We start from the raw sequence: 13,332 nt of genomic DNA, 5'->3' as shown, positions 1-13,332 counted from the left end.
TTCATTCGTTTTTATAACGAAGAACGGATTCAATTAAAACTAAACAAACTGACGCCGGTTGAGTACCGACGCCAGCTCATAGCCTAGGGCTTTTTTCATTGTCTACAAATTGGGGGCTTGACCAGGCAAAGCGAAGCGGGGGTTTTCGTTTATATGCACGGCACACACCTGTAATCTGCGGTTGTACGCAGCTTGTGCCCACATCAGGATATTCTGTTAGATTTTGATCTATCCACTTATTCCACAGGTTTATCCACAGCTGCTGGCGAATTGTTCAGCAATTCTGCCATTAACGATGTTAACTACAAGCAATAAACCCGCTATTTTTCTTTATCTGCCCACATGTGGATAGAAAACTGAAACTTTTACACACATTATCCACATTATCCACAATGGGGTTGTGAAAAACTTATCCCGCTTTTGTGCACATTGTAAACGCCCTGTAAATGCCGCTTTGCGCCGTTTATTCACATCTATGCACATTTTCTGTGGATAACAATGTGTATAACCAAAAATAGCCTGCATTAACGCTTTGTTTATCCCCGTAACGGCCCCAAATATGTTCGTCTTCCTATATATAAGAGGTGAGAAGACGCACCCAGAATAGAAGGATCCTCTGCCGCTTCCAGAAGCATGCGGTTTAATTGACGGCAGGCTTCATCACCCTGTTTGCGCCAATAATCCCACTGCTCCTCCTGCATGGATGCCGCGACGCTTCCTGACGCTATAAGCTTCACGTCCTGGAATCCATGGGCCTCCATAAAGGGATTGATATCAGCAATATTATAGTAGTAAGCGCCGGTAAATCTCCCTTTATCCTCATGATTGAAGATACCTGTCTTTATAAACTCCTGGATCCGTTCCGCCTTGTCATGCGGTTTCCAGCTCTGTGGGTAAAGGATGGATGTGGTGAGATGCCTGATTCGGGACATAAAGGCAACGAACACATATCCGCCCCGTTTAGTTACCCGGTAAAGCTCTTTAACCGCTTGAATCCGGTCTTCTTCGTGCTGCAGGTGATACAATGGCCCCAGCATCAAGGAGGCATGGAATGCTTCATCCCCGAAGGGATGAAGATTCCTGGCATCGGCTGTATGAAATCCGCTGAATCTGTGCGCAACCTGCATGTCCTGAGCTTTCCTTCGGGCTGTTTCTACACAGGCTGGAGTCAGATCGGCAAGCGCTACCTCATAACCCTTACGGGCAAGAGATATGGCATACCTCCCGGGTCCAGCCCCATTATCCAGAATATGCCCTTCGGGCGGAAGAAACCTCTGAATATAGTGGCTGTTCACCATGAATTCCACAGGCTCGCGCTCAAGCCTTCCCCACTCATCAAAAGAGCTGTAATAGCTGATCACCGGGTCCACCCGTCTTCACCTCCCAATTACTCCGCTTTTGTACGCAGCTCCGGATTCGATTGACCGCCAAGCAGCTGCTGGTTGCATGCCGCCACATAGGCCTGGGCTGCAGCGAGAATGATGTCGTTATGAACGGCGGTTCCGCGATAACGGCGATTGTTATGCAGCATGCTCACAATCGCTTCTCCGCGTGCGTCCTCACCTGTGGATAAGGAATGCAGCTCCAGATCCTCGAACTCTCCTGCGACCGGAATCGCCTGCTGAATGCAGTGGATAACCGCTTCAAGCGGACCGGTGCCCGTTCCGGTATACGTCCGCTCCTCCTGCGAATCGCGCTCGCGAATTGTAACCGAAGCGATGCGGGAGCGCTGGGTGCCTGCCAGCACCTGCAGATCCACCAGCACAAAAGGATCATGCTGGATGTCCGTCGTTTCGCTGGCCAGGCGGATAAGGACATCATCGGGAACCAGCTTGATTTCGTCCGCTTTTTCGACAAAGCGGTTATACAGATCCAGCAGCTCCGTTTCATTCAATGTGATGCCGTATTCAGCCAAACGGTGCTTCAGGGCATGGCGTCCGGAATGCTTGCCCAGCACTATCATGCTGCGCGGAATGCCCATGGCTTCCGGATCCATAATTTCATAGGTATTGCGGTTTTTGAGCAGGCCGTCCTGATGAATCCCCGACTCGTGCTGAAAAGCGTTGCGGCCGACAATCGGCTTATTGTAGGCAATCGGAAAATTCATCGCCCGGCTGACCATCCGCGAGGTTTCAAAAATCTCGCCTTGTACAATGCCCGTCTCAGCGCCGATAACAGATTTGCGCGTCTCAATCGCCATCACAAGCTCCTCCAGCGAACAGTTGCCGGCGCGCTCGCCGATTCCGTTGACCGTAACCTCGATCTGCGTTGCCCCCGCCTGGACGGCTGCCAGGCTGTTGGCGACCGCAAGACCCAAATCATTGTGGCAATGCGCGCTGTAGCTCACATTTTCGCCGCCCCGCGCCTGCTTGCGGACACTGCGGAACAGCTCGCCGTATTCCTCCGGCATCGCATAGCCAAGCGTGTCGGGCAAATTAATAATCGTTGCGCCCTCCGCAATAACAGCCTCCACCATCTCAATGACAAAATCCCTGTCCGAGCGGCTGGCATCCATACAGGAGAATTCAATCTCGTTCACAAACTGTTTGCCATATGCGACCATTTCCCGGGCGATTTGTACGACCTCCTCCTTCGATTTGCGCAGCTGGTAGGCAAGATGAATGTCCGATGAGGACAAGAACAGATGAAGCCGGCGCATTGCGGCATCCTGGGTCGCGCGGACAGCGGAATCGATATCGGCTTTCACCGCACGGGCGAAGCCGACGATTTCGACATTTTGCAGCTCGCGGGATACCTGCTGCACCGCGGCGAAATCGCCGGGGCTGGAAATCGGGAAGCCCGGTTCAATCACGTCGATGCCAAGCTTCGCCAGCTGGCGGGCGAGGATGATTTTTTGCTCCGGCGCAAGGGATGCTCCAGGGGACTGCTCCCCGTCACGCAGCGTCGTATCGAATATGCGGATACGTTTCATAACGGACTCAGACGTTTGATTGGGGTTGACCGGTTGATTTGTCATAGGATTAGCCTCCTTAAATGTTTAACGCATTATTTTTGCCAGTTAACAATAAGAAACGGTTGTCGCTGTCCTCTGACAGCTTAGCGAAGTTCCTTCCATCGGAAATGGAAGCATGCCGGAATGTTATACGTTTCTTATTATCAAAAAAAACAGCCTGTCGTCTCTTGTTGATCAAGAGACGACAGGCTGTTTGTGCAGCTTGCCGCGGTACCACTCCAGTTGTCCGGACCTTGGTCCGAACCCGCTTATGCAGCCTTCAGGAATGAAACCGGCTTCGCCGTTTATTTCAGTCGGCAAAGCTGGCTTACTCCCTCATTGAGAAATCATCCATCATGCAGTCAGCAGCAAAATATAGCAGCAGACTGTATGTGATTGCTTTCCTAAAGGCTGCACCCGATGACAGGGGTCAACTGTGCCGGCGTACGATACTTGGCTCCCGCGCCTGACCGTAATGGTCAAGCGTGAGCTCCTTTTATTTTCCGCCGGTCCGCTTCCAGGCGAGTTCGGATATCCATCGGCTGCCTCGCACCAATCAAACAGCTCTCTGCTGCCGCCTCCAGCCGCACCCGGTAAGACGAGTGCATGACTTGGGGCAACGTGTTCCCGGATACTGGTTCCTACTACTCCTGTTCATTGCGTTTGTGTTATGTCGGTTATATTATTCTCATCGATTGATTGGATTTCAAAGGGACAGGTTCCTAAGTACATTGCTTATTGCTTGGGATGGACTTACTTCACATTCTCAACTGCGCACATACCGCCAGACAACAGAAAAAGCCTGCCGTCTCCATTGCAAGAGACGACAGGCTGTTATGAACAGTCCGCGCGGTACCACCCTTGTTGACGCCCTCGTCTCCCAAAAGGAGATGGCCGGAACGCCCACTTATGCACGTCCCCGACTCTAGAAATCGAAGGCCGTACACCCGATTACGGGGGTTAGCCGTTACATCGTACACCCCCGGCAGGTCAGCCTTGGCCTTCGGCCGTAACCATCCTGAGGTTTCCGATGCTCCGCTCCCAGGCGAGTTTCTGGCCTGCCTTCGACTGCGTTGCACCAAATCCGCAGCTCTCTAAACCCGGCACTGCCTTACTGCTCCTGTTCTTCGCGTTTAAGAAGTATGACTGCCTGCATGGCAGTGTGAAGTATTGCTGCTTATTATAAGTCCCTTGGAATCGTCTGTCAATTCCAAATTAATAATTAATGGCGAACCGACCAATTTTCCAGCGAAAGACCCGGCTCTGCCTTCATGTCAAGCGGAGTGAATTCACCGCTTTTCCATTTGAGATGGGCCGCAGCGCCTATCATGGCGGCATTATCCGTACATAGCGCAAGCGGCGGTATGAGCAGCGGGACTCCCTCTGCCTTGCAGCGGGCTGTAAGAGCCGCCCGCAGGCCTTTATTAGCCGCAACGCCGCCGCATAACAAGAGCTGCCTGGCACCTTGCTCACGAACGGCGCGGAGCGCTTTTTCCACCAGCACATGAATGACCGAGGACTGGAAGCCTCTCGCCAATGCTCCGCGGTTCAGCACCTCGCCCTTCATTTTGGTCTGGTTGATCACGGCAAGCACCGCCGACTTCAACCCGCTGAAGCTGAAATCATAGGAATCCGGCTCCAGCCAGGAGCGGGGCAGGTCGATTTCTTCCTCCGCTTCAAGCGCCAGGCGGTCGATATGGGGGCCGCCCGGATAAGGAAACTGGAGCGCACGCGCGACTTTGTCATAGGCTTCTCCTACGGCATCATCCCGCGTCTGGCCGATAATCCGAAACTCCCCCTCGCGCTCCAGCACGACCAGCTCCGTATGCCCGCCGGAAACTACAAGCGCAACCGACGGATACACGATATCATGCACCAACTGGTTGGCATAGATATGGCCCGCGATATGATGGGTGGCAATGAGCGGCAGATCCAGAGCCATGGACAGACTTTTGGCCGCCACGATGCCGACCAGGAGCGCTCCGACAAGCCCTGGCCCCTGCGTGACTGCAATGGCCGATATATCCCGGAACGTCGCACCCGCTTCGGAGAGCGCCTGTTCCATGATCAGCGTGATGGATTCCACATGCTGGCGCGAAGCGATTTCCGGAACGACGCCGCCAAACTGCTCATGCGTTTGAATCTGGCTTGCTATGACGCTGGATATAATTTCGCGGCCTCCGCGCACGACGGCGACTGCTGTTTCATCGCAGCTCGTCTCGATGGCGAGCAGCAATTCATTGGTTGTCATGTTTCACTTCCCTGCTTAAGCTCCGCCCACATAATGAGCGCATCTTCCATATTGTCCGAATAATAATTCGGCCGGAGGCCGGAGGGCTCGAAGCCGAGCTTGCTGTACAGCCGCTGGGCGATCTCATTGCTCACACGAACCTCCAGTGTCATCCTGTTCGTCCCGAAAAAGACTGCCGTCTTCATGATCTCCCGCAGCAGCCGCTCGCCAAGACCCAATCCGCGGTAGCCCTCACGGACAGCAATATTCGTCACATGCGCCTCATCCATAATGGTCCACATCCCGCCGTAGCCGATGACCTTCTGTTCATAGACCATGACCATGTACCGCGCAAAGTGATTGTTCGTAATCTCGTTCACAAAAGCCTCTTTCGACCATGGACAGGTGAAAGCCTCCTGCTCGATTTCTACAATATCCGGAATGTCGGAAAGCGTCATAACGCGAAAAACAAGACGATCTGCATCAATCTCCGTCATTAAGCACCAGCCCCTTTCTCCCTGGACTCCTTCAGCTTCACTTCCGCCTCTGTCAGCTGTGTATAGTTGGGCACAAAAGCGTGCACATCATCCCGCTCCCCTGCTGCAAGGCGGATTGCGCCCAGAGCTGCAACCGAAGCGCCTTCCATCGTAGAAGGATACAGCCGGACTTCGCATTCAGACCCGCTCTCGCAGCAAAGCGCGCGGAGGCGCTCGCACTGCGCTTCATGCATGGTCAAATCGCCTGCAAACCAGATCCGCACAGGAGCTGCTTCCTGCGGGAGACTGCGGATCCTCTTGTCGAGCTCCGAAACCCACTCCTCCATAAGCCGCACGCCATCCTCGGCTTGCCGGTTCCAGCTGCCGCCCTCAGAAGCTTCAAAAGCGGATGTATATACCTGCCCGCGCCTGGCATCCATGATCGGAATAAACCATTCAGGTCGGTTAAGTGGAGGCGAATTGTCGTCTGCGATGCGAGTATGCCATGCCCCATAGGCCAGCGCTTCCAGGCTTGAGATGCCCACAAGGGGTTTGTTCCATACCCACGCAAGCGTCTTGCCCACCGACACAGCAATACGCATTCCCGTATAGGAGCCTGGCCCCCGGCCGATTGCGATTCCGTCCAGCTCGTCCGGCTTGATGCCGGTCTCATCCAGCAGAGCCTTCAGCTGCGATACGGTTGCCAGCGAATGATTGCGTTCCGCGAGTGACTGGACCGAGGCAAGAATTTCGCCGCCTCTTGCCAGCGCCGCTGCCAGCGATGCCGTTGACGTGTCAAGGGCAAGCACCACCAGCTTGTCCGCCGCACCGTTTTCCTCTATCTGTTCCTTCATGTGCCGCTTGCTCCCATCGCTTCAAGTTGCGAGCACCACCCGGCATAAGGGGCGCCAATTCCGCTCAAAGAAATCCGGCGTTTCTCTCCACCGAGATGCTCAATATACAGCTGCATCCGCTCAGGCGGAAGCAAATCCGTAATCAAGCTGGCCCATTCCACAATCGTGACGCCGTCTCCGTAAAAATAATCATCGAGCCCCAGCTCATCCGCTTCCTCCAGGGACAAGCGATAGACATCCATATGATAAAGAGGCAGCTTCGCGCCTTCATATTCTTTGATAATGGTAAACGTAGGGCTGTTCACAATCCCCTTGATGCCAATCGATTTGGCAAAAGCCTGCGAGAAGCGCGTTTTTCCCGCTCCAAGATCGCCGTCGAGCGCCAGCACCGTTCCCGGCACCGCCCAGGCAGCCAACTGCTCTGCAAGCGCAACGGTATCCTGCTCGCTTTCGGCTATACAATCGGTTTGCTGCGTTTCACTCACACTCATTTTGATTCCACCTAAAGTTTTCTGTGAGACTTCTTTGAAATACTTCCCTGGTAAACAGAAAACACTTCGGAAGCATAGACTAAAGTTTTCTGTGAATCTTCTTTGATATACTTCCCTGGTAAACAGAAAACACTTCGGAAGCATAGACTAAAGTTTTCTGTGAATCTTCTTTGATATACTTACCTGGTAAACATAGACTATATTCTTTCTAGTGATTATCAGTCCGTAAAATGATTGTATCCCCGCTTCTCGATCCGTGTCCGCTGCTTGGGATACTGGCGGTTTGGGTCAATACCAGCTTTGCCCTCTGAAATCATTTCCACACTCGCTTGCCCTGCTTCCACCTCTCCGATGAGGTACAGCGGAAGCCCCGCTTCCATAAGCTCAGCTTTGGCCGCAGCCGCATCGCTGCCCGAAATGGTGCCAAGGAGCACATAATCCTCGCCGCCATTCAAGATCCACTCCAGCGGTCGTATGCCCGCACCGCTGGCATACGAGGCCATGCTGCCGCTGACAGGCAGCTGCCCTTCGCGCAGCAGGATCTTGACCCCGGAGGCCTCGGCGATTTCCCAGGCCTCGCTGGCGAGACCGTCGCTGATATCATTCAGCGACGATACCGTTCCGCGCGCGGCAAGCATCCGCGCCGCGCGCACCGAGGGCGCCGGCCGGCGGTGCGCCTGCACAAGCGCCGCCGTGCCAGCGGCCTCTGCCGCGGCCAGCGGCACGAACTGCCCGTCGCCCGCCCCGGCTGCGGCGAGCAAATAATGAAGACCGGCCGCGGCCATGCCGACCGGGCCGGTCACAAACACGGCATCGCCGGGCTGCGCCCCGGACCGGCGGATAGCCTTGCCGGCCTCGACGGTGCCCACCACCGTCACGGCCACAACAAGCTGCCCCGGCGACGAAGTCGTGTCGCCGCCAACCACTGCGACGCCGTAATGCTCGGCGCACGCGTAAAGCCCGTCATAGAGCCGGCGTACCCGCGCCGGCTCCCATTCCCTTGGCGCGCTCACCGAGATGAGCGCATGCCGGGGCTCGCCGCCCATGGCCGCGATATCGCTTATATTCGCAGCCAGCGCCTTCCAGCCGACATCGGCTTCCGCCATCGTCGCCCCATTGAAATGGACGGTCTCCACCATCGTGTCGACCGCCAGCAGCCACTGCAGCGCGCCGCCTGATCCCGGCGGCGCTTCCACCACAGCAGCGTCGTCGCCAATGCCCAGGACGACGCCCTGCTCCTTCAGCCGCTCCATGGTTTGGCGGCCATCCGTCCAGTGGCGGATACTCATGAACTCATCCAGCCAGGCCGCCTCCCGTCGCTTTCCTTCATATATCGCTGCAGTCAACCGCTGACAGCGATGTCATAGCGTTTACCCGGGCTTGTCCGCCCGTCAATGACCTTATTATATCGGTCCCTTCTCCGCCCCGCAACAACGGCGGCGAGCTTTTATTCCAGGAGAAAACGTCTGCGGCCGCGCTTTGGAGCTTAGCCAGGTTCTTTCCTCAGTAATAGAAGCAAAGAATAGGCCGGATTTTAAACCTTCTTGACTATAATCAAAAAAACAGCATCCGCCTGCCCGTTGAATCCGGACAGCAGACACTGCTGACTGTAGGTTTTCTGTTAAATTATGATCAAACATAATGGGGATGAGTCTAATGGATATCCCGCTTCTTGAAGCGCCCGCCCTTGACATCGTGAATGTTGCCGACAGCCAGAAAAGCCGAAGGATCAAGCTCCTGGACAATCGATTTCATCTTGGCTTCCTCGAGGCGGGTGATAACGCAGAAGATCACGCGCTTGGAGCCGCCGGTGAAGCCGCCTTCGCCATTCAAGTACGTAACTCCGCGGCCCAGACGGCTCATGATCGCTTCGCCGACTTCTTTAGCCTCTTCGCTGATAATCCAGACCGATTTGGACTCGTCGAAGCCCTCAATCGTAATATCAATCATTTTGAAGGCGATATAGTAAGCAATTAATGAGTACATCGCGCTGTCCCATGAGAATACGAAACCCGCACTGCCGAGAATAAACAGATTGAGGAACATCACCACTTCGCCAACGGAGAATGGAACCCGCTTATTAAACACAATCGCGACGATTTCCGTACCGTCGAGCGATCCCCCGAACCGGATGACGAGTCCCACGCCAATCCCGAGAATAACGCCGCCGACCACCGGCGCAAGAAATGTACTGTAGGTTAGAGGATTGACAGGATGCAGCAGCTGCGTGCCGATAGACATGACAGCAACGCCGTACAGGGTTGACAAAGCGAAGGTCTTGCCGATTTGCTTATAGCCAAGGATAAGAAAAGGTACGTTAAGCAAGAATAGAAACAGTCCGAGCGGCAGTCCCGTCAAATGGGCAACCATGATGGATATGCCCACAATGCCCCCGTCAATAATATTGTTCGGAACCAGAAAAATTTCAAGTGCCACCGATACGAGTCCGGCACCGATCGTGATGAAGATAATCCGTATCAGAATTTCGAGCTTCGTTGACTTATAATGCTGTTTGCCCATGCCTTACCCCCTTATGATGATCTCCAACCCTATGCCCCAAGATTTAATTTGATTCTTCAAATTTCCCCTTGTTCCTTCATTATACCTGAATTTCGACCGAATTCAAAACCTTTTCGCTCATTATCATCGTTTTTCTGCCATTATTATAATTCCGTTTCCGGTTTCTATACGTTTCTGATAATAAAAACAGCCCCGGCATAAGCCGGGGCTGCTCCTTCCGATCAAAAGCTTAAAGCTTTGGAAACACGTATTGAACAAGGAAGTATAAAGCTCCAAAGAAGATAATGATGTAAGCTGCATATTTGATAAATGTAGCGGCGACAAGGCTGGAATCGGATTTCTTCTCTACATGGCGCTCTTCAATATCCACGTTGCGATTTGCCATTTTTATCATCTCCTGATCGTTGTCGATATGTTCTTTAATACCCAGAATTGCACAGGCACCAAACACATGTCCAACTGACCGGAGATTCATATCCCGTAAAATCGTTTGTTAATCCTTGGTCTCCGGTTCCATCGTATCCGTTGTCGATTCCTCGATCTTGCCGTTATGCAGGGTAACCTGCCCTCCGCCAAGCCCTTCATTGACCATCCGGTCGATATCCATAAAGTAATCTTCCCGGCCCTCGCATATTTTGTCCGTCAATGGATCCTCTTTCTGGCTATTATTGATTTTGGCCATGCCAATCCCTCTTTTCCGGCTGGAGAATAAGTGCATGATGAAAATATGCCCGGTTCGATTGTCTTTCATGCATTCGGGCAATACTGAAGTCATACGCTTTAAAAGCACATGTTTGCGGCTAGGAGCCATAAAAAAGGCTTTAAAATTCGTCATTTTAGGGAGGGTGTCTTATCTTGCATACCGTCTGGAAAGGCGCGATCAGCTTCGGTCTGGTTCATGTCCCGGTCAAAATGTTCTCTGCCACCGAAGACAAGGATATCTCCATGCGGCTCATTCACCGCGATTGCGGCAGCACGGTGTCCTATATCCGCAAATGTCCGACCTGCGAAATTGAAGTGGACTGGAATGCCATTGTGAAGGGCTACGAATATGAGAAGGGCCGCTTTGTGTTGTTTGAGAAGGAGGAGCTTGAACAGCTAAGCGACGATGCCACCAAGACGATCCACATTCTGGATTTCGTGGCGCTGGAAGAGATTGATCCGATTTATTTCCAAAAAACCTATTACCTGTCTCCCGATCAGGCCGGAGGAAACGCCTATAACCTGCTGCTGGAAGCAATGAGGCAATCGGGGCGGATCGGCATCGCCAACATCTCCATCCGGTCCAAAAGCTCGCTTGCCGCGATTCGCGTCATCGACGACTGTCTGGCGATGGAGACGATTTTCTATCCCGATGAAATCCGCTCGGTTTCGCAGGTGCCCGGCTTGCCCGAAACGGTCAATGTCAATGAAAAAGAGCTGACGATGGCGCGGATGCTGATCGAGCAGCTCTCCACGCCATTTGAACCGGAGAAATACACGGACGAATACCGCGCACGGTTGATGGACGCCATACAGCATAAAATCGCCGGCGAGGATGTGCGTGTGGCTCCTGAGCAGCAGCGGACGAACGTGATCGATCTGATGGCAGCCCTCCAGGCCAGTCTCGAAGCCGTGAAGCTGCCGCCTGATGCTCCGGGCAGCCTGGACAGCAATCAGGCATCAGGCGCTGCCAAGGCCGACGATTCCGATACCGGATCAGACGAAGCAGCCAATGATGACAAGGCCGGGAAGACACCAAGACCGCGCAAAGCAAAAGGCAAGGACTCCTCATCGAAGGAGACTGTATCTTAGCAAAAATCAGCATTAGCCAAGAAGGAGGGGAGGAGCAGCGGGATGGATCATTCAATGGCAGACCAGCACAGGGACGAACTGAAGAGCCTGTTGAACCGGGAAAACGCCGGTCCTTCGCTGCCGGTTCTTCCCCAACAGCCGATGGCCCCCATTACAGATCCCAGGCTCCCTGTTGGAGAGGAGTGGCGGTACCAGTTGAAATGGGACGGCGTGCGCATACTTGCACGTCTGAGCGACAGCCGTGGCGTTGAGCTTTTTTCCCGCAATCTGCTGAATAAAAATGCCACATACCCGGAAATAGCCGCTTTACTGGAAGGACTAAGAGAAAAGCTCGGAAGCTGCCTTCTCGACGGGGAAGTGATTTGGTGGGACGGCATACGTCCCCATTTTCAAAAGGTGCTGCAGCGGGAACGCAGTTCGGCTACCGGCAAGGCCGGCAAACGCTCAGCCGCCGCCGCTGCCGGTACAGCATTGCCCAGCTTCGCCAAATCCGGCGACGGGGCGCTTATTTACGTGCTGTTTGACCTGCTTGCGGACGAAAGCGGCGATCTTCGCCATTTGCCCTGCAAAGAGAGATACCTTCGGTTGCAGCGGTTATGTCATGGACTTAATCCGGGTCTTCTCGTCGCCGATGTGTTTTCCGATGGGGAAGCGCTGTGGAATTGGGTGGAGACGAACCATTGGGAGGGCGTTGTAAGCAAACGCTGGTCGAGCGTTTATGGGGAGGGCAAAAAACACAGGGACTGGCTTAAGAAGAAAACCTCCCTGCTGCTTGATGTCGATATTGTCGGTCTGAAATGGCGCAGCGGAGTCCTGGCCAGTCTGATCATGTCACAGGAGAACACCTACTTCGGTTCCGTATCGCTTGGTTTGAATGACGCTCTGAGAAGTGCCTTGGCTGCTGCATTTCACGGAGATCCCGCCCATTTTGCCGCATCGTCATGTCCTTTTCCCGCGATGCCGGAGGATCTCAGGCATGAGCAGGTACAGTGGCTGCCGAATCCATTCCGATGCCGCGTTACCGGTCTTGAAATCACATCGGCCGGCCAGCTCCGCCATCCCAAGCTGGTAACTTTTCTGCCGAAGGAGCCTTCAGCATGAGCCGTACAGTGAAAGGGACGATTGTCGTAGAGGGTGTTGAGCTGTCCGTCAGCAATCCAGACAAGCTGCTTTGGCCCGACATGGGTATTACGAAGGCGGTCTATTTGCAGCGTCTGGCTGCTTTGTCTCCATGGCTGATCAAGCACTGCGCTGACCGGCATTTGACCACGATCCGGTTCCCTAACGGAGTAAGCGGAAAATCATTTTATCAGAAAAATAGCCCTACGCCTGCTCCCGACTTTGTCCGGACCCGCGAGCATGAGAACATTCAATATGTTGTGCTGGATTCATTGCCCGTGCTGCTGTGGCTTGGCAATCTGGCCTGCCTGGAGTTTCATGCTTCCTTCGACCGGATCAGCAATCCCCTGCAGCCTACAGAGTGGGTGCTTGATCTGGATCCATCCCTGGAGGAAGAACCGAGGATTATGGAGGCCGCCGCATTAACAGGGGATCTGCTGCAATCGCTTGGCATCCAATCCACGCCCAAAACTTCGGGAGCCACAGGCGTCCAAATCATTACTCCCGTTATTCCCGATTTGACCTTTGACGAGCTGCGCAAAATCGGAGAATTTGTAGGCAGCTATCTATCCGATAAGCATCCAGGATTGTTTACGGTTGAACGGATGAAAAAAAACCGCGGCGATCTTATCTATATCGACTATCTGCAGCATTATAGGGGAAAGACCATTATTGCACCTTATTCCCCGCGCGCAAGATTGGGCGCAACCGTTTCTACTCCGCTTCATTGGACTGAAGTGCGCCGCAACGCTTCAATTCTTGACTATAACCTGCTGAATATTGAGAGCCGATTGCGTCAGGAAGGGGATCTGCTTGATCGGGTCCCTGCTCAATCCCTGCGTCCGATCCTTAGCTTTATCGGCTCTGCCCGAAAGTAAAAAGGACGGCGCCGATG

15 protein-coding genes are annotated in these 13,332 nt (G+C 53.8%); 4 read left to right on the top strand and 11 right to left on the bottom strand.

Features of this window, described 5'->3' with window-relative positions; translation table 11 throughout:
* The first annotated feature begins 3 nt into the window (after window positions 1-3).
* Window positions 4-87: an IS3 family transposase gene (locus AC0YOB_RS24340; protein ID WP_475793549.1), complete on the top strand. Its 84-nt coding sequence runs from the start codon at window positions 4-6 to the stop codon at window positions 85-87.
* A 449-nt stretch (window positions 88-536) separates the two neighbouring features.
* Here AC0YOB_RS24340 and AC0YOB_RS24335 read toward each other — a convergent pair whose 3' ends face one another.
* The 11 genes from AC0YOB_RS24335 to AC0YOB_RS24285 form a co-directional block, all read right to left on the bottom strand.
* Window positions 537-1,370, bottom strand: a complete 834-nt coding sequence (locus AC0YOB_RS24335; RefSeq protein ID WP_475794953.1) for a class I SAM-dependent methyltransferase — start codon at window positions 1,368-1,370, stop codon at window positions 537-539.
* Window positions 1,371-1,387: 17 nt separating this feature from the next.
* Complete coding sequence (locus AC0YOB_RS24330; protein ID WP_475794964.1) at window positions 1,388-2,932, bottom strand: 2-isopropylmalate synthase; 1,545 nt, start codon at window positions 2,930-2,932, stop codon at window positions 1,388-1,390.
* Between the two features lie 216 nt (window positions 2,933-3,148).
* On the bottom strand, window positions 3,149-3,274 hold the full coding sequence (locus AC0YOB_RS24325; protein WP_475794952.1) for a hypothetical protein: 126 nt from the start codon (window positions 3,272-3,274) through the stop codon (window positions 3,149-3,151).
* A gap of 901 nt (window positions 3,275-4,175) precedes the next feature.
* Window positions 4,176-5,204: a tRNA (adenosine(37)-N6)-threonylcarbamoyltransferase complex transferase subunit TsaD gene (gene tsaD, locus AC0YOB_RS24320; RefSeq protein WP_475794951.1), complete on the bottom strand. Its 1,029-nt coding sequence runs from the start codon at window positions 5,202-5,204 to the stop codon at window positions 4,176-4,178.
* On the bottom strand, window positions 5,201-5,680 hold the full coding sequence (gene rimI / locus AC0YOB_RS24315) for a ribosomal protein S18-alanine N-acetyltransferase (protein WP_475794950.1): 480 nt from the start codon (window positions 5,678-5,680) through the stop codon (window positions 5,201-5,203). Before rimI ends, tsaD begins: the two co-directional genes overlap by 4 nt.
* On the bottom strand, window positions 5,680-6,513 hold the full coding sequence (gene tsaB / locus AC0YOB_RS24310) for a tRNA (adenosine(37)-N6)-threonylcarbamoyltransferase complex dimerization subunit type 1 TsaB (RefSeq protein WP_475794949.1): 834 nt from the start codon (window positions 6,511-6,513) through the stop codon (window positions 5,680-5,682). Before tsaB ends, rimI begins: the two co-directional genes overlap by 1 nt.
* Entirely contained in the window at window positions 6,510-7,004 is a 495-nt protein-coding gene (tsaE, locus tag AC0YOB_RS24305) for a tRNA (adenosine(37)-N6)-threonylcarbamoyltransferase complex ATPase subunit type 1 TsaE (RefSeq protein WP_475794948.1), read from the bottom strand. Before tsaE ends, tsaB begins: the two co-directional genes overlap by 4 nt.
* A gap of 218 nt (window positions 7,005-7,222) precedes the next feature.
* Window positions 7,223-8,257 (bottom strand): thiamine-phosphate kinase, encoded by a 1,035-nt coding sequence (gene thiL, locus AC0YOB_RS24300; protein WP_475794963.1) that lies wholly within the window; start codon window positions 8,255-8,257, stop codon window positions 7,223-7,225.
* 400 nt (window positions 8,258-8,657) lie between these two features.
* A complete protein-coding gene (locus AC0YOB_RS24295) occupies window positions 8,658-9,524 on the bottom strand; it encodes a YitT family protein (protein WP_210045177.1) in 867 nt (288 codons plus the stop codon).
* Between the two features lie 229 nt (window positions 9,525-9,753).
* Window positions 9,754-9,909 carry a hypothetical protein gene (locus AC0YOB_RS24290; RefSeq protein ID WP_475794947.1) on the bottom strand — a complete coding sequence of 52 codons (156 nt, stop codon included), beginning with the start codon at window positions 9,907-9,909 and terminating at the stop codon, window positions 9,754-9,756.
* 108 nt (window positions 9,910-10,017) lie between these two features.
* Entirely contained in the window at window positions 10,018-10,206 is a 189-nt protein-coding gene (locus AC0YOB_RS24285) for a hypothetical protein (protein ID WP_475794946.1), read from the bottom strand.
* A 173-nt stretch (window positions 10,207-10,379) separates the two neighbouring features.
* Between AC0YOB_RS24285 and ku the strand changes: the two genes are divergently transcribed.
* From ku to ligD, 3 genes are read left to right on the top strand one after another with little or no spacing between them, the layout of a single operon-like run.
* Window positions 10,380-11,318 (top strand): non-homologous end joining protein Ku, encoded by a 939-nt coding sequence (gene ku / locus AC0YOB_RS24280; RefSeq protein WP_475794945.1) that lies wholly within the window; start codon window positions 10,380-10,382, stop codon window positions 11,316-11,318.
* A 42-nt stretch (window positions 11,319-11,360) separates the two neighbouring features.
* Window positions 11,361-12,419: an ATP-dependent DNA ligase gene (locus tag AC0YOB_RS24275; RefSeq protein WP_475794944.1), complete on the top strand. Its 1,059-nt coding sequence runs from the start codon at window positions 11,361-11,363 to the stop codon at window positions 12,417-12,419.
* Window positions 12,416-13,315: a non-homologous end-joining DNA ligase gene (gene ligD / locus AC0YOB_RS24270; protein WP_475794943.1), complete on the top strand. Its 900-nt coding sequence runs from the start codon at window positions 12,416-12,418 to the stop codon at window positions 13,313-13,315. Before AC0YOB_RS24275 ends, ligD begins: the two co-directional genes overlap by 4 nt.
* The last annotated feature ends 17 nt before the right edge of the window (window positions 13,316-13,332 follow it).

Source organism: Paenibacillus sp. JT31N17 (assembly GCF_056269255.1).
Note: the sequence above shows the minus strand (reverse complement) of the source record. Positions and strands in the feature narration are given on the sequence as shown.